Raw genomic sequence first — 23,148 nt, 5'->3', positions numbered from 1 at the left:
TTATGGTTTTGATCAGGTTGTTTAGTGTTTCTGCTTTTCATTAATCACTTCAAGCAGCAAATCGTAAAGGCGGTCAGCAGCGTCCGGGTGACCCAGGCTTTTGGCTTTAGCCGCCATTCGTGCCAGTTTTGCGGAATCAGACAGCAGCTCCGTCATATCATGATAAAGCTTTGCAGAGGTTAGTTCTGATTCGACAATGACTTGTGCTGCACCAGCCTCTTCTAATTGGCGGGCATTTTTTTCCTGATGATTGGCAGTCACATTTGGTGACGGAACCAAAATAGACGGAATGCCCAGCGCAGTAATTTCAGCTAAGGTTGTTGCACCGGAACGGCTTACCAGCAAATCAATTTTCGGCAGAACGTCATCCATATTATCCAGATAAGGCAGCACAGCCAAATTAGTGCTATGAACATCAAGATTAAGCAATTTTTCGCTAACCGAAGCAAAGTATTTTTTACCGGTAACAAAAATTGCCTGCATCTGTGTTTGTTTGGCAAAACGCTGCGCAAAATCAACAACGGCTTGGTTGATAGCCAAAGCACCACCGGAACCGCCGAAAATCAAAACCGTCGGCAGCTTCTCTTTAAATGAGAAATCCTTCAAACTAAAGGTGCTCTTTTTTTCAGCGACCTGTTGGCCACGGGGATTGCCAGTCATGACGACCTTGTCTTTAGGAAATTGGCTAGCAGCATTAGGAAAACTGATCGCAATTTTATCAGCTCCTCGGCTAAGAAATTTATTTGTCATGCCGGCAATGGAATTCTGTTCATTAATCACTGTTGGGATATGCATGCGTTGAGCCGCATATAGGACAGCACCCGAAACATAACCACCAGTACCTAATACGATATCCGGTTTGAAATCAGCAATAATCTTTTTAGCCTCTTTAACAGCCTTAATAAATAGACTGATTGTTTTGAAGTTCGTTAAAGAAAGCGAGCGCGAAAAACCCTGCACATGAAGCTGCTTAAATGCCAGTCCTGTTTTCGGAACAATGCCGCCCTCTAAGCCGCGAAAAGAACCAACATACAGTACTTTGGCATCCGGGTCCTTTTTCAGCAGCGTCTCCACCAAAGCTAAGGCTGGATAGATATGCCCACCGGTACCACCGCCAGAAACAATTAATCTCATACTCATGACCAGCCCTCCTCGGCTTGAATCAGTTTTTTAAACTCGCGTCCACGAATTTCAAAATTGGCAAACTGATCCCAGCTTGCGGCTGCCGGGCTGAACAAAATAACCTGGTCCGGCTGGCTAATCTCCTTGGCTTTTGCGACGGCTTCATCCAAATTATCAAGGACGACAATCTTTGAGATTGCAGCTAATTTCCCAGCTTCCTGAAGTTTATTTTTAGTCTGGCCGTAAACAATTAAATTAACAACCTTTTTCAAATTTGGAACTAGCCTGGTGAGATCGTCACCGCGGTCCAAACCGCCGGCGATTAGAGTGATGTCTTGTTTGAAACTGCCCAGGGCTTTTTGAGTGGCCTCGATATCCGTCGCCTTGGAATCGTTGTAAACAATTCGGCCATGAATTGTACCAACATGCTCCAAACGATGTTCCAGGCCGCTAAAGCTTCTCAGGACAGCTTTAATCGCCTGATTAGAGACGCCGAAGAGCTTCGCAGCTGTGATTGCTGCGAGGATATTTTCCAGGTTGTGTTCACCTACCAAGACAACTTCATCCAGATCGATAATTTTTTCATCCTCAAAATAGATGACGTCATTATTGACATAACTGGTTGTATGGGTATTAGTCGGCGAAAAATAATAGGCCTGTGCGTGGCTCCGTTTGGCAAAATCTTTTTCATCGGCTGAGGCATCATTGAGGACAAGATAATCGTCAGCCGTCTGATTTTGCGTGATCGCGAATTTTGCTTTCAGATAATTGGCACGCGTGCCGTGAAAATCGATATGCGAGGCAAATAAATTAGTGATCACAGCAATTCTTGGTTCGATATTTTGCGCCCCTTCAAGCTGGAAACTGGATAATTCCAGCATCAGTACTTTGGGGTAAGGTTTTGTTAACAATAATTCGCTGACAGGCACACCGATGTTCCCGCCAATTTTGACATCCACTTGGTCAGCCTGAAGCATCTTGCCAATCAAAGTTGTGGTCGTTGTTTTACCATTAGAGCCCGTCACCGCAACAACTTCACCGTGATATTGACTCAAAGCAACCTGCACTTCGGTCATGACAGGAATGTTTAAGGCCAGCGCTTTTTGGATAATGGGTTTGTCATATCTGATCCCAGGATTCTTCACGAGATAGGCAAAACTCTCATCGATATCAGTGACGAAATTAATATCATTCGGTAAATCTCGTGGTTTGTCATCTGTCGTCAAAAATACCTGAGCACCCAACTCTTTTAAAAATTGGTAAACTGCCCTTCCTGAGCGTGCCCAGCCATAGACAAGCACTTTTTTATTTTCAAAAGTCATCTGATCCATACATATACTCCAATCACGGTAATTATAAACTGAATCAGCCAGTAGAGGCCGTCAATGCGCCACTCCGGCCAGCCAATCTTTTGAAACGCATGCTGCAAGGGCGTCACTGGAAAAACGCGGACATGGAAAAAATGATAAACAGGTACCTGAATCATGACAGATAAAGTATGTACGAGCGGTATCAAGCCGAACCATAACAGGCTCCAAGGATTTCCTAAAATAATCACGTTAACAGCCATCGCGGCGCCTAATGCCATACTGCCGCAATCACCCATAAAAATAGAAGCTTTGGGCTTGTTGAAAATCAGATAAGCCAGTAGAGAGCCAATCAAAGAGATATCAAATAAGAACAATACCGTTGAATTATTCTTCCAGGAAACCAAGGCAAAGCCCGTAAACATGATGATTGATACGCCGGCCAGCAAGCCATCGATACCATCAACGAAATTAGCTGCGTTGCTCCAGCCGACAAACCAGACTAAATAAAAAAGAAATTCCAAAAGCAGGTAAATCGGCAGCTGTTTGAGAAATGCGAAAGTCAGCTGATCAGATAGACCGGAAAAGAGGAGGACAAACGTCGTTAACAATCCAGAAAAAATCTGAGATAGCAATTTCGGAAGAAAACGAAAACCATCATCACGGTGATAAAATGCCTTCAGCCAGTCATCAATAAAACCAATCAAGCCATAAGAAAATACTGAAACTAAAATCAGCAGGTAGATTGTTGTGACCTGGCGGAAAATTGCAAGCAGCAGCAAAGTCGACAACAATGAGGAAAGAATAAAGGCCAAGCCACCCATTGACGGTGTCCCGTTCTTAGCGGAAGTATCCACGCCAAAACCATGTTCGCCACTTCTTTCGACGCCGACCTCTCCTCTTGCTTTCAGGTATTTTGTCAAGATTGGAATTGCCAGCAGCACAATCAAGAAATTGATAATTAATGCTAGAAACATTTGAAACATCATTGCAGATTTACCTCTAATTTTTGTCCTTTTGTGAGAATGCTTCCGGGCTTGATAGTTTGTGAAACCAACTGGCCAGTTCCAGAATACGACAAGTCCAATTTCGCCATACTGCTGAAGGTCGAGATATCAGCGATCGACCAGCCCTTCATATCCGGCATTATTATTTTGCCAGATGTCCTCAAAAAAATCTTCTGGCCGGCCATCACCTGGGCAGATGGACCGACAGACTGCCAGCTGATTTTCTGATTCGCATCGCCAGCAACGATGACGGTCAGACCGCTGCTTTGGGCAGTCTGACGAGCTTGATCCACAGTCTGCCCCACAAAATTAGGCAACAGCAGGTTTGTGTTTTTTACCGAGGCAGATGTTTTAGCAGCATTCAGAGCCGACAAAATCAAAGGATGAAAGACTGTATTAATCGTCGCATCAGCAAAACCACCAATAAATTCCTTTGGCTGGCGCAAGTACATGTAGAAAATAAATTGCGGATCATCAGCCGGAACTAGGACCTCTACCGAATGTGTCGAGGCCGAATAATTATTCGTATATTTTCCATCAATAGCAATTTGAGCTGTTCCGGTCTTCGCTGCGATTTGAATACCTTGTGGAGCTAAGGAATAAGTCCGCGCAGTTCCATCGGGTAAATTAACAACGTCAATCATGTCTTTTCTAACCTGTTGTGCAGTTGTTGGACGCATCACAACAGCTAGACGCTGTACTTTGTGCTCGTAAGTTGTTTTTTTGCTATCAGGATTAACAATTTTTGAAACAATATATGGTCGCACCATTCTGCCGTTATTAGCCACAGCTGTGAGTGCCTGGACCATTTGCATAGGCGTCACTTCAATTCCTTGGCCAAAAGCCGTATTGGCCTGCTCGATCGGTTCATTAAAGACCATCGAACCGGCTGCTTCGTTTGGCAGCATCGTTTGCGTTGCCTTGAGGAAATCAAAACGATTTAGATAATCGCGCCAGATAGACGGCCCCATGGCCATCTCAGTTTTCGCAAAAGCCACATTCGACGAACGCGCAAATCCTTCCCGATAGCTGATGTTTCCCATGTTGCGATTAAAATCAAAAACCTTTTGAGTGCCGATATTTAAAGTACCGGATTTATAGATTGTATTTGGGCTCCAATGGCCGCTGTCAATGGCTGCAGAAAGCGTGAAAGTTTTCATGGTTGACCCCGGCTCGACAGGGTCTTGTACCAAGAGGTTATCCCACATTTTGCTCAAACCCGCCTTTGTCGATGCGTTAAAGGTAGGCCTTTGTGTGGCGGCGAGAATGGCACCGGTTTTAGCATTGGCAAGAATAGCAGTCATCGCCTGCGGCTTGGTCTTATCAAAGACGTTGCTCATTAAGTGCTCAAGCTGAAACTGCAGGTGATAATCAAGAGTCAGATAAACATCATCGCCATTTTTAACTTTTTTATTCGTAAATGATGTCAAGGCCACGCCGCCGGCGGTTTGCTGCCCGGTTTTGATGCCTGCTCTTCCTGTTAAGTAACGGTTTAAGGATTGCTCCAGCCCCATAATGCCCGTCATCTTGGCAGGTTGATTATTGTTACTGCCGTTGGAAACAAGGCCAATCAATTGCGAAGCAAAAACACCATTCGGATAAAAACGTGCTGCATTGCTGACAAAATTCAGGCCTGGAAGTTTTGCGGCCACGATTTGATCGTGCTGCGCAATGGATAGATTGTCCCCGGCCGAACCAAATTCAACCTGAAAGGTGCCTGGACTGGCTTGCAAGTGGTTGAGTACATCCGACTCTTTCATTCCAATTATCGGTGCCAGAACACGCGCAGTTTTCTGTTTGTTGACGACATAAAGCGGTTTTGTCCCAGAACGAAAACCTTTTTTAACGATGGCATAAAGATTGTAAGTTGTCGTATTTTCAGCCAAAGCCTGGCCGCTAGCATCAAAAATGTTTCCGCGACGAGGCTGAATTGCTTGATCACGCATAAAATGACGCAGCTCGGTTTCGGAAAGTTTGCGTCCCTTGATATTGCGAGTCGCAGCTACATAGACAAAATGCCCTGATAAAAGCAATAAAACCAGCGAAATTGTCACAAAAATAACCACGCCGGCTTTTTTACTGCGGCCAATCGGACTCGATATTTTTTTTCTTCTCTTCTTTGCCACTATTTATTTATATTCTGAACGTTTGCCGAGTTCAATGTCATGCCGTTTTGTTTGGCAAAATGCTGCAAAGCTATAACACTCGTTGCCTTATTGATCTCTTCTTTAGATTTATCGTTTTCACTGCGCATTGCTTGAATTCGCCCATTCGCTGCTTGAAGCTGGTCATCAACTCGCGCAGTCGTATTGGAAAGCAGAATACTGGCAAACATGACAGCCGACACACAAGCTGCAACAACAAAAACAAATACAAAATCACCGAGCGACCAGCGGGCTTTTTTATAGGTACGGGCGGCTGGGCGGCTTTTAACGAGTTTTAAAGTCGATGCTTGTTTATTGACTTTTCTATATGTATATGAAGGTGCATTTTCTGCCATTAGTTTTTCTCCAAAACACGCAGCTTTGCGCTGTGAGATCGATGATTTGCCGAGATTTCTTTTTCACTAGGCACAATCGGGTGCCGCGTGACCAATTTGAAATCTTCTTTAATGTCTTTATCCAAGACGGGCATCTTGTCAGGAAGCTGATTTTTCGTAGCCATATCACGAAAAAATTGTTTAACAATCCGATCCTCTAAAGATTGAAAAGTAATCACTGCAATTCGGCCATGGGGCGCTAATAGATTAGCCGACTGAGCCAACGCTTCTTTAAGCACATTCAATTCGTCATTAACTGCGATTCGAATGGCCTGAAAAGTTTTTTTAGCCGGATGCCCTTTGGCATGCAGGACCCGATCAGGAAGTGCTTCTTTGATCACTGCGACCAGTTGTTCAGTCGTTTCGATCGGGGCTTTCTCACGTTGCAGCAAAATCCGTCTGGCAATCGAAGAAGCAAATTTTTCTTCGCCATAACGGTTCAGAATCTGAGCCAGTTCCTTATAATCCCAATGATTGACAATCTCATAAGCATCGAGGGATTGTTCCTGGTCCATTCGCATATCTAAGCGCGCATCACTGCGATAACTAAAGCCGCGGCCTTGTTCGTCAAACTGCGGTGAACTGACGCCAAGATCAAAGACAATACCATCAATTTGTGTCACACCGTATTTTGCCAGCTCACTGGCCAAGTTTTTAAAATTATCGTGAATCAGTGTCATTCTGCCGGCAGCGATCTCTTCAGCAAAACGCTTTTCATTAAAACGAATTGCTTCTTCATCTTGATCAAAGCTGTACAGATGGCCTTGCAGTGCTTCTTTAAGAATCAAATCGCTGTGGCCGCCGCCGCCAAGCGTTGCATCAACATAAATCCCATTAGGACGGACTTCCAATGCTGCAACCGCTTGCTGTAGGAAAACTGTGATATGTCCATAATCATTTGTTTTCATAGGTCAAAGTCCGTCAATTCTTCGGCAATCTGATCAAAATTCTCAGCCGTACCAGCCGTATATTCGTCCCAGTTATTCTTGCTCCAGATTTCAAACCCATTGCCAGAACCAGTGATGACGACACTTTTAGCCAACTGAGCATGCGCTTTTAATACGGCCGGAATAATAATTCTTCCCTGCTTATCGAATTCAGCTTCCACCGCGCCTGCCAGCACAAAACGCCGAAAAGCACGTGCATCTTTTGCACCAAGAGGCAATTTATCCAGCTTGCTTTCAAATTTATCCCACTCGTCTTTGGGAAAAGCAAACAAGGAATGTTCCATCCAACGAGTCACGATAAAAGTGTCCCCAAGCTGATTTCTAAACTTGGCCGGAATAATTAAACGGGATTTATCATCCAGCGTGTGCTGATACTCGCCCATAAACATGCGTTTAATCCTCCTTTCAAGTTCACTTCATAAATTTACCACTTTGCCCCACTTATTTCCACATAAAACCCACTTTGAAAAATGCATTTTTGGACACAAAAAAAGACCTTTCGGTCTAGCTTTTAATCTTTGTTTAAGAAAATATAGGCGGCGATTCCGATCACCTCTAACAGCAGTAAAATACCGCTTAAATTAATAAAAAATAACCAACAACGCCTGAGACTCCGGCGATCTTCGGACCGCCAGATCAGAAAAATAATAATCAGCAGCCATAAAATCAGCCAAGCAGTGATAAGAATATATTGAAAATTAAAACTTAAATATTTATTAATAATTCCAATCGCCAAGAAGAAATCTGCCGGTAACAGCCAGGTCCAAAAAGGCAAATCGCTAATACGATACTGACGCGCGAAAAATTGCAGTGCGACCCAGGAAAAAAGCGAGATCAGCCAAAAAGTGATTGCAGAATAGAACATAGTTTATACGATACGTTAAATCTCGGCCGCTGGAAAGTCTTTTATGACAGCAGACTAGTGATTTTCCTCCGAACCATCCTGGTGGCTGACTAATACATCTCTTGGGCGACTACCATCTTGTGGTCCGACAATACCAGCTGCTTGCAAATCATCGATAATGCGGGCCGCACGGTTATAACCAATACGAAAGCGCCGCTGGAGCAGACTTGTTGAAGCTTTTTTCTGCTGAATGACAAACTCAGAAGCTTCGTTAAACAAATCATCGACTGGTTCGCCATTAGCACCCGTCTCATCTGTCTGATCATCTTCTTGGCTATCGTCATCCACCAGCATGCTGGAAGCGTACTGAGCTGGAGATTCTTTTCGAATGAAAGCCGTTACAGCTTCAACATCCTGATCAGAAATAAAAGCACCTTGAATTCTCGTTGGTTCCTTGCCAACCGGCGCAAATAGCATATCCCCTTTGCCTAGCAGTTTTTCAGCACCGTTCTGGTCCAAAATAGTGCGGCTGTCAATGCCAGAGGAAACAGCAAAAGCAATCCTGGATGGGACATTGGCCTTGATCAAACCGGTAATAACATCGACAGACGGCCTTTGCGTTGCCAAAATCAAGTGCACGCCGGCCGCTCGGCCCATCTGCGCAATACGCACAATCGTCGTCTCGACATCACTTTTGGCAGTCATCATCAAATCGGCCAGCTCATCAACAATAATCACGATATAGGGCATTTTAGGCATCGCGTGCCCCTTCGTCTTATTGTAATCAGCCACTTTTTGGTTCCATCCGTCGATATTTCTGACACCATGGTCAGCAAAAAGTTCGTAACGGCGTTCCATCTCTTTAACAGCTTTTTGCAGCCCGCGAGCAGCTTTTCTCGGCTCTGAAATAACAGGAGTAAGCAAATGCGGCAAGTCATTATACATGGACAATTCGACTCTTTTAGGATCGACCATCATCAGTTTGACTTCGTTAGGTTTCAGGCGCATTAACAATGAACTGATAATGCCATTGATAGCGACTGATTTTCCAGAACCAGTCGCACCAGCAATCAGCAGATGCGGCATCGCTGCTAAATCAGCAGAAATGACTTGATTATCAACATCGCGGCCCAAAGGAACCGTTAATGGGTGTTTGGGATTAAAGCTTGAATGTTCGATTACATCCGAAAAACCAACAGTTGCTTGAACCTCATTGGGCACCTCGACACCGACAAAGGGCTTGCCAGGAATCGGTGCTTCAATACGAATAGATTTGGCCGAAAGTGCCAGAGCCAAATCATCAGCACGGTTGGCAATCGTCGATACTTTGACGCCTCGAGCCGGCTTGAGTTCGTATTGCGTGACGGTCGGACCCAAGCTGACAGAACTCACCTCTGTCTCAATATTGAAAGATTTGAGTGTATCACGGACAATCTGAGATTTTTTGTTCAGCTGACGAAATTCACCAGTCTGATCAACGGCACGTACATGAGACAAGATCGTAGCGGGCGGTACCTGATAATCGGGGTTGTCAGCCGTTTCAATCGAATCGACTACCTGATCATCTGAAACTGCTTTTGCAGCCTCATCCCCGAAATCATCCGGCGCAGTGCTGGCTGGTGCAGGCCGCAGACTATTCAGTAAAGCGGCACTTTCTTTGTCGGCAGAGCTATTGTCTGTTGAGGGTGTCGTCTGATTCCAATGAATTTTCGGCTGAACCGGCGTTGTTGGACTGCTTGCCGACTTCCCTTCTTGTGCTTGCGCATCATTTTTAGGATCAGCGCTGTTAGGGTCTTCGAAGTACTTTTTAAAAAAACTAGACTCTTTTCTATTATTCGGTGCATTGAGCCGTTTTTCTTGAATGTCTGAAATCTTATCGCGGCTGAATTCGGCAGCTTTGGAAGCAGAATGCAGGACCGATTTATTCAGCAGGCGAAAAACACCAAAAACCAGAGATAAAATCGAAATCACCCAAACTCCGGCATTTGCAATCAGCCGTGCCAATCCAGTATAGATTGCCGCACCAATAATCCCGCCGCCGCTAGCTGATTGCGAATGTCCGTGACGCATATCATTTAAGATAATTTGGCCTAATTGAGACATGAGATTATTCTCATTTTTCAGAGATGATGCGAAAAAAAGTGAACTAATCGTCAAAAAAGACAAAGCAATAAAACAGATACCAACAATGATTCGGCCCGGAATTTTAGGGAATTTACGATATAACAGCCAATAAGCAAAGAAAATAGCAATCATCAGAATAAAGATGACAAAATAGTCGCCAAAAACATATTTATAGGCATCCGCGAAGAAATTTCCGACCAGTCCTAAACGAAATATGCCTAAAGCAAAAAAAATCTCAAAAATGAGAACTACTACAATTTTCGGGTCAATACCCTGATTTTTCCTGCTTCTTCTTGTGCTTGTTTTTTTTCTTGTTCTAGCTGCCATAGTCCACAGTTAAGTCTATAAAAAAACAGGTTCAGTTAAAAATGCCTTAAGGTTTACTTTAACTTGTCCTGTTCATAAAGATGTTCACGTTCCAAACCGATGAAATTCTGTTGGCGCAAGACCTCATATAAGACAATTGCCACAGAATTACTGAGGTTCAAAGATCGCACATGCTGATCATTTTGCGGGATACGAATTGCCTTTTCCGGATTCCTGCGCATAAATATCTCCGGCAGGCCATAAGCCTCATTGCCAAATAAAAAATAACGGTCTTGGCTGCTGTCCGAATAATCTATCTGATCGTAGGACTTTTCGGCATACTTGGATACGAGAAAGAGCTGGGCATTATTGATAGTCGATAAAAAAGCAGGTAAATTTTCGTGCAGAGTAATATCAACATTTTTCCAGTAATCTAAACCTGCTCGAACCACTTTCTTGTCGTCCAAATCAAAGCCTAAAGGCTTGATCAGGTGCAGCCGTGCATTAATGGCCGTCGCTGTACGGGCAATATTCCCAGTATTGGCCGGCATAGACGGCTCGAATAAAACGATATGGTTCATGACTTAAACAGCTCCGAATTTTGGCGCCACCATAGATAAATACGGCTAATCAAAACCTTCAGCACGGCATAAGCCGGAATGCCAAAAGCTACGCCAAGCAGACCGAACATTTCGCCGGCTCCCAATAAAATAACCAAAATCGTCACCGGATGAATATGCATCGAAGCACCCATGATTTTTGGATGAATCAAACGCGATTCTAAAGTCTGTTCGATAGCGAACACGATCAAGACAGCCAATAAGAGATTCGTACTTCCGAGCAGCGCAATGATGATGGCTGGCACCATAGCGAGAAAAGAACCTAGGTACGGGATGAGGTTCAGAGGCCCGGCTAGCAAACCGATCCAAATACCATAAGGCAGGCCAATGACTGAAAAGCCGATCATGAACATAATTGATACTGCCAGTGCAGTCAAGATCTGGCCTCTTAAATAATCAGAAATCTGTTTGTTAATTTCATATAAGACTTCCATGAGGCTTGGACGTGTTTTTTCAGGAAAAAACTGAGAAATATATTTTGGAAACTTATCACTCTCTTTCAGCATGTAATACAGCATAAAAGGAAAAGTAACTAGCGTGATAGCCGTCATCGTCAAAAAGTGCGTAATCCAACCGACACCGGCAATGCCGTTGGACAAATAACTCCGAGACCAATCAATAATCGTCTTATTCAAATTATTGTTGGCATCCAATGCCCAGTTCTTAATTGGGTTCAGTGCTGGATAGTCCAGCCAGACCAATAGTTGGCGGGACCAGTGTTTATAGTAATCAGGCCAATGTTTGGCAAATTGAACAAAATTAGTCCGAATAATCGGTGCGATGAATATGACGCCAAGTATCAGAACGGCAAACACAATCAGAAAAATAATCAGAACAATGGTCTGTTTGGATAAGCGGAATTTTCGATTGGCCCAATTCACAATTGGGATTAGCAAATAGTAAAAAACACCAGCCGTGATCATCGGAGCCCCAACTGCTGCAAAAAGTGCAGAAATTGGTTCAAAAATAAAATTGACTCGGCGCATCATGTAGATGGCTGTGAGAAGCACAATAACCACTAAAAGTGCCGCTACTAAGCGGTTATTGACCACCCAACGATAAAACCAGCTTTTTTGTTCGGTGCTATCATTTTTATTCAATCGCATTTCCCTTTTACTCTATCATGAATGATAATAGTAATGTAACACGAAAGGAAAAATAATGAGCTACAAATTGTTATTTGGAACTTATACGAAGTCTGATTCCAAGGGTCTATACGAAGCCTTCCTATCAGATGATGGAAAACTTAATAACCTGGAAAACGTCGCACAGATCGGATCTCCGACCTATTTTGCACTTTCAAACGCAGGCTTGCTCTATGCCGTAGACAAACAAGGGGGCCGCGGCGGTGTCTCCGTCTGGGACACATCGACGATGCCTTTTACCAAGACTGACGAGCAGATTAGCGATGGTGCTTCACCAGCATATGTTTTTGTTGATGAAGGCCGACAGCTGGTGTTTACAGGCAATTATCATACCGGCTTGATCACAATTTTCAAGATTGACGGCCAAAAATTGGTCAAGACAGACGAATTTCAAAATGAAGGCAAAGGACCAAGGGCTGAACAGGATTCAGCTCATATCCATTTCACGAATCTGACGCCGGATAACCGTCTGGTCGCAGTTGATTTAGGAACAGATGAAGTTCTGACTTTTGAAATTTCTCAGGATGGCAAATTATCAGAGCCGATCCGCTTTCAGACAGAAGCCGGCTTTGGCCCCCGCCATATTCGTTTTAGTGAAGACGGCAAACGTGCCTTTCTATTAGGCGAACTTTCTTCAAAGCTTTCCCTTTTGAAATATCAGGAGGGCAAGTTCAAGTTAATCTCAACAATTTCAACCATTCCGGCTGACTGGACAAAACATAACGGTGCAGCAGCGATCCGCCTATCCGACGATTATAAGTATATCTACACGACAAATCGCGGTTATAATTCAATCGCTGTTTTCAAAATTGCAGACGATGAAAATGATGTCAAACTCATCCAGCAGATCCCGACTGAGGGTGATTTTCCGCGTGACTTCAATATCACACCGGACGGCCGTTATCTAGTTGCCGTTAACCAAAATACAAATAACGCCTCTAGTTATGCCATTGACAAGACTAGCGGCGAATTAACATTGATTCAAAAAGACTTTTACGTGCCCGAAGCCGTTCGCGTCTACTTCCAAGCGTAATCAAATTAGTAATGTCCAGCGTCAATCAAACGCTGAATATCTTCTGGCAGGCCAGCATGAAAATGCTGGTTTTTGTTTGCAAAAGGATCGAAAAAAGTTAAATCCGAAGCATGCAGGGCCTGGCGAAAAATAAAAGATGATTTTGGGCCCTTATACAAGTCGTCACCCACTAAAGGATGGCCAGCCCAGGCCAGATGAACACGAATTTGGTGAGTCCTGCCTGTATGCAGCTGTACTTTTAGCTGGGTAAAGTTGTCATAACGTTTTTCCACCCAATATTCGGTCAATGACTCTTTACCATCCGGCCGCACCTGGCGCCTGATAAAGTCGCCTTCAACGCGTCCGATCGGCTGGTCGATGATGCCATGATCCTCAGGAAATTCGCCAACTGCAAAGGCTTGATAAAATTTCTCGATGTCGTGATGGTCCATGAGTGCGTCATTTAGCAACGCGTGGGCAAATTTATGTTTCGCAAGCAAGACCAGTCCGCTTGTATCACGATCCAAACGCGTGACAACATGCGGCACAAGGCTTTCGGCTTCTTCAGTAATCAAATGAGCTTTGACCATATTGACAAGAGTTGTTTGCCGGTCAGCATGGCCAGGAACGGTCGTCACGAAAGGTGCTTTATTGATAAGCAAAAAATTGTCGTCCTCAAAAACGACATCAAGCGGATCTTTAAAATCAGCGGTCAGTTGGCCGTTTTCCTTCTCAGCCGGCATGAAGATGCTGATCTGCTGGCCTGGTTTGACATAATCATTTGTGAAGACCTCATGATCATCAACAACGATTTTGCCGCCGAAATGTTTTAACTGTGAGAACATTCGATGCGAAACGCCGCGCGCTTTTAAAAAGAGGCGAACTTTTTGCATGTCGTCTAAATCAGAAACCCAGGAAAACTTCATTGATGACCGTCTCCGATAAATGAATTTTTGACACGCTGCCAAAAACTAATCTGTTTGTAATTGGCCATTTTTAATGGTTCTTTGGAAATTTTGAATAAAATCTGTCTGTAGGCGACCTGCGGCAATTGGAAACTATCGTAATTAATTGTCGAATTCCCCACTTCCAAGACAACACGAATGCGTGTATCGGCCGACACAATAATCGGCGAACCAAGAGTCCGGTAAACGCGGTTATTGATCGAGGCAATCTCAGTCATCTGCAGGGCTGCAAAATCCGGATCAATCAAAGCACCGCCCAAGGATTTGTTATAGCCTGAAGAACCAGCCGGCGTGGAAACAGCCAGGCCATCCCCGCGAAACTTTTCAAACAGCACATCATTGATATAAACATCAATCGCCAATGAATTGGTAATTCTGTTCAAAATGATTTCGTTGACTGCTAATATCTCGGCCACCTGACCATCAGCGTAAAAAACTTCACCTTCCATTAACGGGTATTCGTTCAATTGCCCGTGATCATGAGCAATTTTATCAACCAGGTCATCAAGCTCATCTACAAGCCAGTCCGAATAAAAGCCTAAATGCCCCGTATGTACGCCAACAAAACGAATGTTGGCTAATTGATTGGAAAATTGATGAACCGCTGACAAAAAAGTCCCGTCTCCACCGATTGAAACCACCAAATCCGGCTGTCGACTGGAGACTTCCTGGCCGGCTGCTTCTAATTTATTTTTTAATACGTCAGCCACTGCCAAGGACTGCGGCTGATCATTAGGAAACAGGCAAACTTTCATATCTTCCATTCTAGCGGAAAAGCAGTCATTATTAATCCCTGCCGCGTTTTTTCCAGAAAAATCATGATTAATCAGCAAATAAAAAAAAGCCTGATGGCCGTTTTTGATGCGATATTGTTACTTGGACATGAGTTTTTCAAATTCATCCAAACGATTCTCAAAGACGGCAAAGGCCTTGTCCAGATAATCAGTTTTCTCCATGTCAACACCGGCCTTTTTAATCACATTCAAAGGATAATCTGAAGACCCGGCTGACAGATAGCCCAAGTAAAGCGGAACATTTTTCTCCGGATCATCGATAATTCCCTGTGAAAGCGTCGTAGCGGCCGATTCACCAGTCGCGTATTGATAAACATAGTAGTCATAGTAGAAATGCGGAATTCGTGCCCATTCCAAAGCGATCTGCGGATCAAAAGTGAGCGCATCACCATAGAACTTTTTGTTCAAATCACCATAGAACTTAGACAAGGCATCAGCAGTCAAAGCCACACCGGCCTGAGCCTGTTTATGCATCCAATCCTCAAATTCAGCAAACTGCGTCTGACGGAAGACTGTTCCTTTAAAACCGTCCAGATAATGATTCAAAACATAAGCTTTGATCTTCGGATCTGTCTGCGTCTTCAGCAGATAATCAGTCAACAGCATTTCGTTAGTCGTTGAAGCAATCTCAGCCAAAAAGATTGGATAGTCACCATACTGGTATGGCTGATTGCTGCGAGTCAGTAACGAATGCTGCGAATGGCCGGATTCATGAACCAAAGTAAAGATATTGTCTAAAGTATCTTGCCAATTCAGCAGTACATAGGGATTTGTGTCATAAGCACCGCCCGAATAGGCACCTGACCGTTTACCAGCATTTTCTGGCACATCAATCCAGCGTTCGTCGAATTCGCGCTGCAAACCAGCCAGATATTTGTCGCCCAATGGCTTAAGAGCTTCTAACGCAATCGCCTTGGCACCTTCAAAATCAACCGGAAAATCAACATCACCTGTAATTGGTGTATAGAGGTCATAGGTATGCAATTCGGAAACGCCTAATAATTTTTTGCGCAGTGCTACATAGCGGTGCAGCAAGGCCAAGTGGGCATCAGTCGAAGCAACCAGGCTTTCAAAAACAGTTTCTGGAATATCGCTTCTAAAGGTGGCAGCTTCGCGTGCACTCTTGAAATGATGGGCACTGGCAAGGAAATTATCGGCTTTCATCTGCCCATAAAGCGTTGAAGCAAAGGTATTTTTGTAAGTGCCGTAAGCGGCGTACAGAGTCGTAAAGGCAGTCTGGCGAATCTTGCGGTCACTGGATTCCAGCATGGTTGAATAAAGGCCCTGTGTCAGTTGAACGGTATCGCCATTTTCGTCAACGACATCGCCGTATTTCAAATCAGAATCATTCAATGTACTAAATGTTTGGGAACTTGAAGAGAAAACATCCCCTGCGCTGGCCAAGAGCTTTTCTTCAGCTGGCGGCAGCGTGTGATCACGCTTTTTTGCGAAAGTATCAATCAAATGATGATAATCTTCTAATTCTGGTGCATCTTTGTAGAAAGATGCCAGTTGCTCAGGCGAAAAGGCGATGATCGCCGGGGTCAGAAACGAGCTGGCCGAGTCGGATTTAGCTGCCAAACCCGCAACACGTGCATCAAAGGCAGCGTATTTATTATTGCTGGTGTCCTGATCGGATTTCATCGAAGCATAGACATAGACTTTTTCTACTAAACGGAATAAATCCAGAACAGCTTTGACTGCAGTCAGTAGGCTGCCCGCGTCTTTGACTGTATCGGACAATTTTGCGACTGCTTGTGCTTTTTCTTCAGAAAGCTTAAAAGCTGCTTCCCAATCATCATCTGTTTTGAAAATCTGGCTCAGATCCCAAGTCTGAGAAGGATTTTTTTCCACCTCAGCACGAGTGATCTGTTTTTTACTCTCTGTCATAAAACCTCCATTAATTGAAACTATTCTACCGCAAAAGTGCCAATTTCTGTTGATAATTGTCAGGCCATGGCGGAAGCGACCGCACTAAAATATAGGCGTTTTTCAGATAAATATAGCCCGCTGCCGACAATTCTCGTAAAAAATTAACAACTGCCTGCTGAGAAAAACGGCTTTCGCAACTGCGCTCATAAAAATAGGTCTCGGATGAAAATTCTTTAATAAATGCATTGCGAGAAAGACGGCCAAGCCCGCAACCAGTCTCTAAAGCCAAAAGCATCGCTAGCCGCCAGTGCCAATTGCTGACTTTTAATCCGGCCTGATTGCCGCCGTGAACCAGCCATGGCGCACTGACTGGACTTGTGTGTTTTCGTTCATAGACAAGACGGGTTATTTCAGAGGAAAATCGTTTCAGTGTTAACTGCTGCTGCATCTGTTGCAGATCTCGACGTAAATTGCTCTTTGACAAAATCGGCTGGGTGCGTCTTTCTGTTCGATGCCGGCCGTTCAAAAAAATATCAAAAAAAGTCGCCGGAGAGTATTGATGCTGCTGCATTTTTAAGACTGATAAATCATTTTTTTGAAAACCACTGTAAACGGTCAATTGATCCAATAACGGCGCCCAAGTGAATATCATGTCATTGGCGTCGGCGAATTTAAAGATCGTCCTTTCTTGCCAGCGTTGACGAAAATAATTCGGCCCTAGAATCCAAATCACAGGTATTTCCAGTTGCAGATAGCCTGCCGTACGCTGTCTTAATTTGTCAACGCTGATCGGGCTTTGCTGAAATTCAATTGCCAGCTGTCGGCCATGAGCATCTTGGATCCAAAGATCAGCTCGTTGTTTAATTTCTGGAAACACTTTTTCTAGCTGAGTTTGATAGCCTGCTTGGGTTAAGATCCGATTCAAACACTTTTTAGCCTCTAGATGCAGCTGACTTTCGTTTTCCGAAAAATAACCGCAAGCCGTCCCAGACTGATGGGCAAAATGCGGCATTTTGATCTGCCCTTTTTTTAGGCATAATGACCGCTGGCATCCAGGACAGGAAAAAAGCTGACCAGCAATAGCATAGTCAGCCTCAATCAACTCACCAGATTGATTCTTCGCAATCAGCACTGATTATTATTACGATATCAGCAGCTGAAAATCAAAAAATATGTTTTGAAAGTTCCAAAGCGAGATTCGTGAAAATGGGTTTGGTCAAATCGGCTGCTTGAATCTTGCCGCCATCAAGGCGAACACCGAAATCTGTCATCAAAAGCTGGATGGCAGGTGCTTTTTTCGTCCGTGAAAACAGGTGAAGCAGAAAGGCACGATGTGTCTGTGAATCAACATTTGGTGCTTGAATCTCGTACAGATCAGAGACAACCTGTCTGGCATCAATTTGGCGAGCAACACTCAAAAACTCATCAAAGTCTGCCAGCAGATACCAGCTGTCCAGGATCGTACTTGGTGTGCTATCTGTTTTCTTCATTACTGATGAATTTGAAGTCTTTTGTTTGATCGTCTTCCTCTGCCCCGCTGATGAACGGTCGTAACCCGAAAGCAGCTTGGAAACTGCCGGATCTACCTGCTCGTCTTTTAACGCAAATACCGTATTGCCGCTCTCGTCGATTGAAATATTCGGATCGTCAACAATTTTCGAGATAAACAACTCAACACCGTGCTTGCCCGTCGGCAAAATCTGAAAGGTCACCTGGTCATCATTGCTAAAGGAATGGTCTGCATCCGCCTCGTCTAAAATTGCATAGAAAAAACTTTCGACTTGATTACGGTCGGACATCAAATCCATCATCGAGACATGGCGATCATCTAGATCAGCCTTGGTCAACATGATATGCAGAGTATTCGCATCAATTTTTTCTAATTTCATCATCTCTATTATACCAATTCGTTTAGTTGCTTATTATAGCGTTAAAATTTAGTTATGGATAAACTATATTTAACCTTCGGAAGTAAAGATTATCTGCTCGGATTAGCAGATCGGACGAATGTTTCAGATATCCAATTCATCTCCAAACCGGGTCAATCACAGTTTGGCATTATTTCTCGGGAAATTTTAGCTCCCAATGCCAACCCGATCGAACTGGATATTGAACAAGAATATGCCAAGCGGATTAAGGGGCCAGAATTGATTGGACTTTTCTATTTTATTGGAGAAGACAAACAGGCCGAAATCGCAAAGAAAACACTTGAAATCCACCGAGATGAATTAAAACGTCTGGGCGCTCACGGAAGTGCTATCTGGGCCAAAGAACACAAATATCTGCACAGAAATGTTCTCCTGGTTCAATTGGACGATGCAGCAGCCTACGAACATTTTTCCCACTCGAAGATCATACAAGGCATTTCCGCTGATTTCTATTCCAGCTTTAACGTCCTTTACGCGGATGGTTTTGACCAAGACTAATTGTTCTAATATTTTCTAAACAGCCTCAAAAAAACGAGCTTCACTGTCAGGGATGACCCAGACAGGAAGTTCGTTTATGCTTTTGAGGCTGTTTTTTTATTCGTCGTCTTCAGTCTTTAATGAATCATCTGCAACGAAAGTATTCAGAACTTCAGCAACCATGTTCCATTCATCTTCGTCCTCGATTGGGAACAGATCAGAATCAGTCTCGGAATCTCCAGCCTGCGGGTCGAAACTAAAGGCCTGAATCTCTACTTCTTGATCGGGATTTTCAATCGCAATCTCATCGGCACCAGCCGGCGTAAAGAGGATGTAGTCTTTGTTGTACTCGTCAGAATGAAAAGTAAACAGTACCTCATAGAGAGATTCATTGCCCTGATCATCAGTCAGAGTTACATATTTGTCATTATCTTGGTCAGCCATTTACGAGTTTTCCTTTTCTATCTAGATAATTTTGCAGAATCAACTGAGCCGCCAGACTGTCAATCACTTTTTTTCGCTTTTCGCGAGACAAATCGGCTTCCTCAATCAGCATTCGATTGGCTTGGACGCTGGTCAGACGCTCATCTTCATAGTCAATCGGAAGACCAAAACGTTTGGCGACCATCCGGCCATACCTGCGCGAAGCATCCACGCGAGGCCCTTCGCTGTTGTTCATATTCTTGGGCAAACCAATGACGATACCAGTCGCCTTTTTTTCGTCAATCAGCTGGGCCAATCGATCCAAACCGAATTCACCCTTATCTTCATTGATTCGAATAATCTCAACAGAACTGGCCGTCCATCCAAGCGGATCGGATTGTGCGACACCAACTGTCCGAGAGCCGACATCCAGGCCTAAAATCCTCATTTGTCTTCATCCGTCGGCTTTTTAACATCTTCAGCCAGGTAGTTTTTGACCAATTCTTCAACAATCTCATCGCGTTCAAAACGGCGAATCAGATTCCTGGCATCGTTGAGACGCGGGATGTAGGCCGGGTCGCCAGAAATCAAATAACCGACAATCTGATTGATTGGGTTATACCCTTTTTCCTCCAACGCCTCGTAAACCAGCTTCAGCATCGAACGGACATTTTCCGGCTTCTGTGAACCGAAATCAAATACTGTTGTGTCTTCAAATTCTGCCATCTACTATATTCTACCCTATCACAGGTTTTGTAGATATTGCTTAACTGCGGATAACGCATCTTTAATGCCGGCTGGATTTTTACCGCCAGCCTGCGCCAAATCTGGTCGTCCGCCGCCACCGCCTTGAATCTTCACAGCAAGGTTTTTGATAAGATCGCCAGCTTTAATCTGCTTTGGAATTCGTGATGCAGCAACAAGAATTGGGCTGCCCGCATTGTTGCTGGCGAGAATAATCAAGTCGGAAACTTCTTTAGCTCGCCAGTCATCAACAATCAATCTCAAGCCATCAGCAGTCTGGCCATCGATTTGGGCTGTGATGTAACTGATGCCGTTAACCGTCTGGCTTGAGTCAAATAGTTTTTCAGCTGCTTGATTGGCAGCTTTGGCCGATAAGGCTTCTAATGACTTTTTGCTGTCTTTTAGTTCTTGAATCAATCCAGCAACTTTTTCCGGAACATCCGTGATTTTCTGAGTATCCAAGAGTGCAGCTGTCTTTTTCAATTCATCTTCATGCTGTTTGAACAGACGGAAAGCAGCTTGCCCAGTCACGGCTTCGATACGCCGAGTGCCGGCACCGGTTCCTGACTCGCTGACAATCTTAAAGAGGCCCAGCTCACTCGTGTTTGAAGCATGCGTGCCGCCGTCAAACTCTTTGTTGTAATCCCCGATGGAAACAACACGCACTTTTTTACCATATTTTTCACCGAAAACAGCGACTGCACCTAATTTCTTGGCTGATTCGATATCAGTCTCAATCCAAGTAATTGGCAACGCTAAGGCAATCTCCTGATTTACTTGGTCTTCGATCTGATCCAAAGTTTTTTGAGAAACAGCACCCTGATGGGTGAAATCAAAACGCAGGTAGTCTGTCTCGACCAGCGAGCCAGCTTGATGAATATTGCCGCCAATCACATTTCTTAAAGCCTGATCCAATAAATGTGTCGCCGTATGATTCTTTGAAACGGCTAAATGACGCGCCATATCGACGGCCAAAGCCACGTGCTGTCCGACTTCGACATCCCCTGAAAGTTTGACCGTATGAATGTGCTGCTTATTTGGGCCATTTTGGACATCTAATACTTCGGCCAATAATTGGCCGTCAAGCGATTTGACAGTACCGTGATCAGCAACCTGCCCGCCCATTTCAGCATAAAATGGCGTCTTTGCAAAGACTAATGCTGCTTGTTGTCCGGCTTTTGCTTGATCTACTTGCTTGTCATCAACAATGATTGCATTGATTCCTGTGTCATCAACTGAAGTCTGCGACCAGCCGACATACTCGGAAGGCACTTTTAGGTTCATTAAAGCTGCGTCCTGGACACCAAAAGTCCTCAACTTGCCCTGTGCTTTACGAGCTCGATCCTGCTGAGCCTTCATCTCGGTCTCAAAACCCTTGCGGTCAACTTTTAATCCGGCATCAGCGGCCTGCTCTTCGGTCAATTCCAAAGGAAAACCGTAAGTATCGAATAATTTAAAGGCTTTGTCGCCAGATAATTCAGTTTCATGTTTGTCTTTGCTTTCCTGAATATCCTGGTCCAATAAAGCCAAACCAGCCGTTAATGTCTGGTCAAAACGGTCTTCTTCGGCTTTAATCACTGGAATAATCTGATTCTGATTGGCCAAAATTTCCGGATAATATGAAGACATAATATGCCCGACAATCGGCACCAGCTGTGTCAAAAACGGTTTTTCAATCCCTAATTTGCGTCCGTGCATGACAGCTCGGCGAAGCAAACGGCGAATCACATAACCGCGGCCGCCATTACCCGGCAGTGCACCATCAGAAATAGCAAAAGTCACAGCACGAACATGGTCGGCAATCACTTTAAAACTGACATCTAGATTCTTGTCCTGGCCATATTTTTTGCCAGAAAGCAATTCGACTTTATGAATAATCGGCAGAAAAAGATCCGTCTCAAAATTAGTCGGCGCGTTTTCAAAAATTGAGACAACACGCTCCAAGCCCATGCCGGTATCAATGTTTTTGTGTGGTAATTCAGGGTACTGAGAATTATCGGTCATGCCTGGCAGATGGTTGAATTGTGAAAAGACGATATTCCAAATTTCTAGATAGCGTTCGTTTTCACCGCCGGGATACATTTCAGGATCGTCGTCGGGCAGGTCCTGAAATTTTGGCCCGCGGTCAAAGAAGATTTCTGTATCTGGTCCCGAAGGGCCTTCGCCGATATCCCAAAAGTTGCTTTCTTCAGGCACCGTGTGATTGGGCAGAAAACCTGGCTGGGCTTCCCATAATGCTTTGGTGTCTGTGTCGCGCGGATAATAAGTTACGTAGAGCTTCTCTGGTTCGATGGCAAACCAGTCAGGGCTGGTCAGCAACTCCCAAGCCCAAGGAATCGCCTCTTTTTTGAAATAATCGCCAACTGAAAAATTGCCCATCATTTCAAAGAAAGTATGGTGACGCGCCGTATGGCCGACGTTTTCAATATCGTTAGTCCGAATTGATTTTTGTGAGTTTGTGATCCTCGGATTTTCCGGAACCACAGAACCGTCGAAATATTTTTTTAAAGTCGCCACACCGGAATTGATCCAAAGAAGGCTGGGATCGTCTTTTGGAATCAAGGATTGACTGGGTTCGATCTTATGCCCTTTTGATTGAAAGAAATCAAGAAACATTCGACGAATTTGTGCAGAATCAAGTTTTTTCATTTTTCCTCATCACTGTAAATAGAAAAACACCGCGTAATGCCGGGGCGAAAATTCGCGGTACCACCCGGCTTCACACAGTGTTGTGTCTCTATCTGCTATTTTTTAAATAAACGGGAGCATCCAGATTGAGATTTCAAGCCTCGCAGCACCGGCTTGTCTCTTAAAAATCCGCTTCAGAACATATCCGCTTTCCTACATACTATATCACGGCCGGAAAAAATTGAAAACGATAAATTTAATTTGAAAAAATGTCAGCTTTCCTAACATCTCTTTCATTTTTAAAAAAATTTAGGGATAGAATGGTGACTAAATTTTAGAAAGGT

General features: G+C 44.1%; 22 protein-coding genes. 2 read left to right on the top strand and 20 right to left on the bottom strand.

Going from position 1 to position 23,148, the window contains the following annotated elements; all coding sequences use genetic code 11:
* Window positions 1-21: 21 nt before the first annotated feature.
* The 11 genes from murG to OKIT_RS06405 form a co-directional block, all read right to left on the bottom strand.
* Window positions 22-1,134 carry an undecaprenyldiphospho-muramoylpentapeptide beta-N-acetylglucosaminyltransferase gene (murG, locus tag OKIT_RS06455; protein WP_028291735.1) on the bottom strand — a complete coding sequence of 371 codons (1,113 nt, stop codon included), beginning with the start codon at window positions 1,132-1,134 and terminating at the stop codon, window positions 22-24.
* Window positions 1,135-1,136: 2 nt separating this feature from the next.
* Window positions 1,137-2,453 (bottom strand): UDP-N-acetylmuramoyl-L-alanine--D-glutamate ligase, encoded by a 1,317-nt coding sequence (gene murD, locus OKIT_RS06450; RefSeq protein ID WP_007746290.1) that lies wholly within the window; start codon window positions 2,451-2,453, stop codon window positions 1,137-1,139.
* A complete protein-coding gene (locus tag OKIT_RS06445; protein WP_241778126.1) occupies window positions 2,441-3,406 on the bottom strand; it encodes a phospho-N-acetylmuramoyl-pentapeptide-transferase in 966 nt (321 codons plus the stop codon). Before OKIT_RS06445 ends, murD begins: the two co-directional genes overlap by 13 nt.
* Window positions 3,407-3,414: 8 nt before the next feature.
* Window positions 3,415-5,562: a penicillin-binding protein gene (locus tag OKIT_RS06440; protein WP_007746287.1), complete on the bottom strand. Its 2,148-nt coding sequence runs from the start codon at window positions 5,560-5,562 to the stop codon at window positions 3,415-3,417.
* A complete protein-coding gene (locus tag OKIT_RS06435; protein WP_007746286.1) occupies window positions 5,562-5,936 on the bottom strand; it encodes a hypothetical protein in 375 nt (124 codons plus the stop codon). Before OKIT_RS06435 ends, OKIT_RS06440 begins: the two co-directional genes overlap by 1 nt.
* Complete coding sequence (gene rsmH / locus OKIT_RS06430) at window positions 5,936-6,883, bottom strand: 16S rRNA (cytosine(1402)-N(4))-methyltransferase RsmH (RefSeq protein ID WP_007746285.1); 948 nt, start codon at window positions 6,881-6,883, stop codon at window positions 5,936-5,938. The genes OKIT_RS06435 and rsmH overlap by 1 nt, the downstream gene beginning before the upstream one ends.
* Window positions 6,880-7,311, bottom strand: coding sequence for a division/cell wall cluster transcriptional repressor MraZ (gene mraZ, locus OKIT_RS06425; protein WP_007746284.1), 432 nt, complete (start codon window positions 7,309-7,311; stop codon window positions 6,880-6,882). Before mraZ ends, rsmH begins: the two co-directional genes overlap by 4 nt.
* Window positions 7,312-7,433: 122 nt before the next feature.
* Window positions 7,434-7,787: a hypothetical protein gene (locus OKIT_RS06420; protein ID WP_007746283.1), complete on the bottom strand. Its 354-nt coding sequence runs from the start codon at window positions 7,785-7,787 to the stop codon at window positions 7,434-7,436.
* Window positions 7,788-7,841: 54 nt separating this feature from the next.
* Window positions 7,842-10,217 carry an FtsK/SpoIIIE family DNA translocase gene (locus OKIT_RS06415; protein ID WP_007746282.1) on the bottom strand — a complete coding sequence of 792 codons (2,376 nt, stop codon included), beginning with the start codon at window positions 10,215-10,217 and terminating at the stop codon, window positions 7,842-7,844.
* Between the two features lie 53 nt (window positions 10,218-10,270).
* On the bottom strand, window positions 10,271-10,777 hold the full coding sequence (locus OKIT_RS06410) for a tRNA (cytidine(34)-2'-O)-methyltransferase (RefSeq protein ID WP_007746281.1): 507 nt from the start codon (window positions 10,775-10,777) through the stop codon (window positions 10,271-10,273).
* Complete coding sequence (locus tag OKIT_RS06405; protein WP_007746279.1) at window positions 10,774-11,922, bottom strand: AI-2E family transporter; 1,149 nt, start codon at window positions 11,920-11,922, stop codon at window positions 10,774-10,776. The genes OKIT_RS06410 and OKIT_RS06405 overlap by 4 nt, the downstream gene beginning before the upstream one ends.
* Window positions 11,923-11,977: 55 nt before the next feature.
* On the opposite strand from OKIT_RS06405, the gene OKIT_RS06400 reads away from it, so the two are divergent.
* Window positions 11,978-12,994, top strand: coding sequence for a lactonase family protein (locus tag OKIT_RS06400; RefSeq protein ID WP_007746278.1), 1,017 nt, complete (start codon window positions 11,978-11,980; stop codon window positions 12,992-12,994).
* Between the two features lie 5 nt (window positions 12,995-12,999).
* On the opposite strand, the gene OKIT_RS06395 is transcribed toward OKIT_RS06400, so the two are convergent.
* The 5 genes from OKIT_RS06395 to OKIT_RS06375 form a co-directional block, all read right to left on the bottom strand.
* Complete coding sequence (locus OKIT_RS06395) at window positions 13,000-13,899, bottom strand: RluA family pseudouridine synthase (protein WP_007746277.1); 900 nt, start codon at window positions 13,897-13,899, stop codon at window positions 13,000-13,002.
* Complete coding sequence (locus OKIT_RS06390) at window positions 13,896-14,693, bottom strand: NAD kinase (protein WP_028291737.1); 798 nt, start codon at window positions 14,691-14,693, stop codon at window positions 13,896-13,898. Before OKIT_RS06390 ends, OKIT_RS06395 begins: the two co-directional genes overlap by 4 nt.
* 117 nt (window positions 14,694-14,810) lie before the next feature.
* Complete coding sequence (pepF, locus tag OKIT_RS06385) at window positions 14,811-16,622, bottom strand: oligoendopeptidase F (protein WP_007746273.1); 1,812 nt, start codon at window positions 16,620-16,622, stop codon at window positions 14,811-14,813.
* 25 nt (window positions 16,623-16,647) lie between these two features.
* Window positions 16,648-17,736 carry a competence protein CoiA gene (locus OKIT_RS06380; protein WP_007746272.1) on the bottom strand — a complete coding sequence of 363 codons (1,089 nt, stop codon included), beginning with the start codon at window positions 17,734-17,736 and terminating at the stop codon, window positions 16,648-16,650.
* Between the two features lie 31 nt (window positions 17,737-17,767).
* Complete coding sequence (locus OKIT_RS06375) at window positions 17,768-18,493, bottom strand: adaptor protein MecA (protein ID WP_007746271.1); 726 nt, start codon at window positions 18,491-18,493, stop codon at window positions 17,768-17,770.
* A 54-nt stretch (window positions 18,494-18,547) separates the two neighbouring features.
* Here OKIT_RS06375 and OKIT_RS06370 point away from each other — a divergent pair, with 54 nt between their 5' ends.
* Window positions 18,548-19,030, top strand: a complete 483-nt coding sequence (locus tag OKIT_RS06370) for a hypothetical protein (protein WP_007746270.1) — start codon at window positions 18,548-18,550, stop codon at window positions 19,028-19,030.
* Between the two features lie 96 nt (window positions 19,031-19,126).
* Here the strand turns inward: OKIT_RS06370 and OKIT_RS06365 are convergent, their stop codons facing one another.
* From OKIT_RS06365 to alaS, 4 genes are read right to left on the bottom strand one after another with little or no spacing between them, the layout of a single operon-like run.
* Window positions 19,127-19,453, bottom strand: a complete 327-nt coding sequence (locus OKIT_RS06365; RefSeq protein ID WP_007746269.1) for a DUF1292 domain-containing protein — start codon at window positions 19,451-19,453, stop codon at window positions 19,127-19,129.
* The gene (gene ruvX, locus OKIT_RS06360; RefSeq protein WP_007746265.1) at window positions 19,446-19,880 is read right to left on the bottom strand and encodes a Holliday junction resolvase RuvX; all 435 of its coding nucleotides are present in this window, start codon (window positions 19,878-19,880) and stop codon (window positions 19,446-19,448) included. Before ruvX ends, OKIT_RS06365 begins: the two co-directional genes overlap by 8 nt.
* Window positions 19,877-20,158 carry an IreB family regulatory phosphoprotein gene (locus OKIT_RS06355; RefSeq protein ID WP_007746264.1) on the bottom strand — a complete coding sequence of 94 codons (282 nt, stop codon included), beginning with the start codon at window positions 20,156-20,158 and terminating at the stop codon, window positions 19,877-19,879. The genes ruvX and OKIT_RS06355 overlap by 4 nt, the downstream gene beginning before the upstream one ends.
* Window positions 20,159-20,176: 18 nt before the next feature.
* On the bottom strand, window positions 20,177-22,825 hold the full coding sequence (gene alaS / locus OKIT_RS06350; protein ID WP_007746263.1) for an alanine--tRNA ligase: 2,649 nt from the start codon (window positions 22,823-22,825) through the stop codon (window positions 20,177-20,179).
* Between the last annotated feature and the right edge of the window lie 323 nt (window positions 22,826-23,148).

Origin of the sequence: Oenococcus kitaharae DSM 17330 (genome assembly GCF_000241055.1) — a bacterium.
Classification (GTDB): domain Bacteria; phylum Bacillota; class Bacilli; order Lactobacillales; family Lactobacillaceae; genus Oenococcus; species Oenococcus kitaharae.
Note: the sequence above shows the minus strand (reverse complement) of the source record. Positions and strands in the feature narration are given on the sequence as shown.

Coding starts and splice junctions, on each gene's coding strand:
- murG (WP_028291735.1), bottom strand. CDS start 1,134: ATGAGATTAATTGTTTCTGGCGGTGGTACCGGTGGGCATATCTATCCA.
- murD (WP_007746290.1), bottom strand. CDS start 2,453: ATGGATCAGATGACTTTTGAAAATAAAAAAGTGCTTGTCTATGGCTGG.
- OKIT_RS06445 (WP_241778126.1), bottom strand. CDS start 3,406: ATGTTTCTAGCATTAATTATCAATTTCTTGATTGTGCTGCTGGCAATT.
- OKIT_RS06435 (WP_007746286.1), bottom strand. CDS start 5,936: ATGGCAGAAAATGCACCTTCATATACATATAGAAAAGTCAATAAACAA.
- rsmH (WP_007746285.1), bottom strand. CDS start 6,883: ATGAAAACAAATGATTATGGACATATCACAGTTTTCCTACAGCAAGCG.
- mraZ (WP_007746284.1), bottom strand. CDS start 7,311: ATGTTTATGGGCGAGTATCAGCACACGCTGGATGATAAATCCCGTTTA.
- OKIT_RS06420 (WP_007746283.1), bottom strand. CDS start 7,787: ATGTTCTATTCTGCAATCACTTTTTGGCTGATCTCGCTTTTTTCCTGG.
- OKIT_RS06415 (WP_007746282.1), bottom strand. CDS start 10,217: ATGGCAGCTAGAACAAGAAAAAAAACAAGCACAAGAAGAAGCAGGAAA.
- OKIT_RS06410 (WP_007746281.1), bottom strand. CDS start 10,777: ATGAACCATATCGTTTTATTCGAGCCGTCTATGCCGGCCAATACTGGG.
- OKIT_RS06405 (WP_007746279.1), bottom strand. CDS start 11,922: ATGCGATTGAATAAAAATGATAGCACCGAACAAAAAAGCTGGTTTTAT.
- OKIT_RS06400 (WP_007746278.1), top strand. CDS start 11,978: ATGAGCTACAAATTGTTATTTGGAACTTATACGAAGTCTGATTCCAAG.
- OKIT_RS06395 (WP_007746277.1), bottom strand. CDS start 13,899: ATGAAGTTTTCCTGGGTTTCTGATTTAGACGACATGCAAAAAGTTCGC.
- OKIT_RS06390 (WP_028291737.1), bottom strand. CDS start 14,693: ATGAAAGTTTGCCTGTTTCCTAATGATCAGCCGCAGTCCTTGGCAGTG.
- pepF (WP_007746273.1), bottom strand. CDS start 16,622: ATGACAGAGAGTAAAAAACAGATCACTCGTGCTGAGGTGGAAAAAAAT.
- OKIT_RS06375 (WP_007746271.1), bottom strand. CDS start 18,493: ATGAAATTAGAAAAAATTGATGCGAATACTCTGCATATCATGTTGACC.
- OKIT_RS06370 (WP_007746270.1), top strand. CDS start 18,548: ATGGATAAACTATATTTAACCTTCGGAAGTAAAGATTATCTGCTCGGA.
- OKIT_RS06365 (WP_007746269.1), bottom strand. CDS start 19,453: ATGGCTGACCAAGATAATGACAAATATGTAACTCTGACTGATGATCAG.
- ruvX (WP_007746265.1), bottom strand. CDS start 19,880: ATGAGGATTTTAGGCCTGGATGTCGGCTCTCGGACAGTTGGTGTCGCA.
- OKIT_RS06355 (WP_007746264.1), bottom strand. CDS start 20,158: ATGGCAGAATTTGAAGACACAACAGTATTTGATTTCGGTTCACAGAAG.
- alaS (WP_007746263.1), bottom strand. CDS start 22,825: ATGAAAAAACTTGATTCTGCACAAATTCGTCGAATGTTTCTTGATTTC.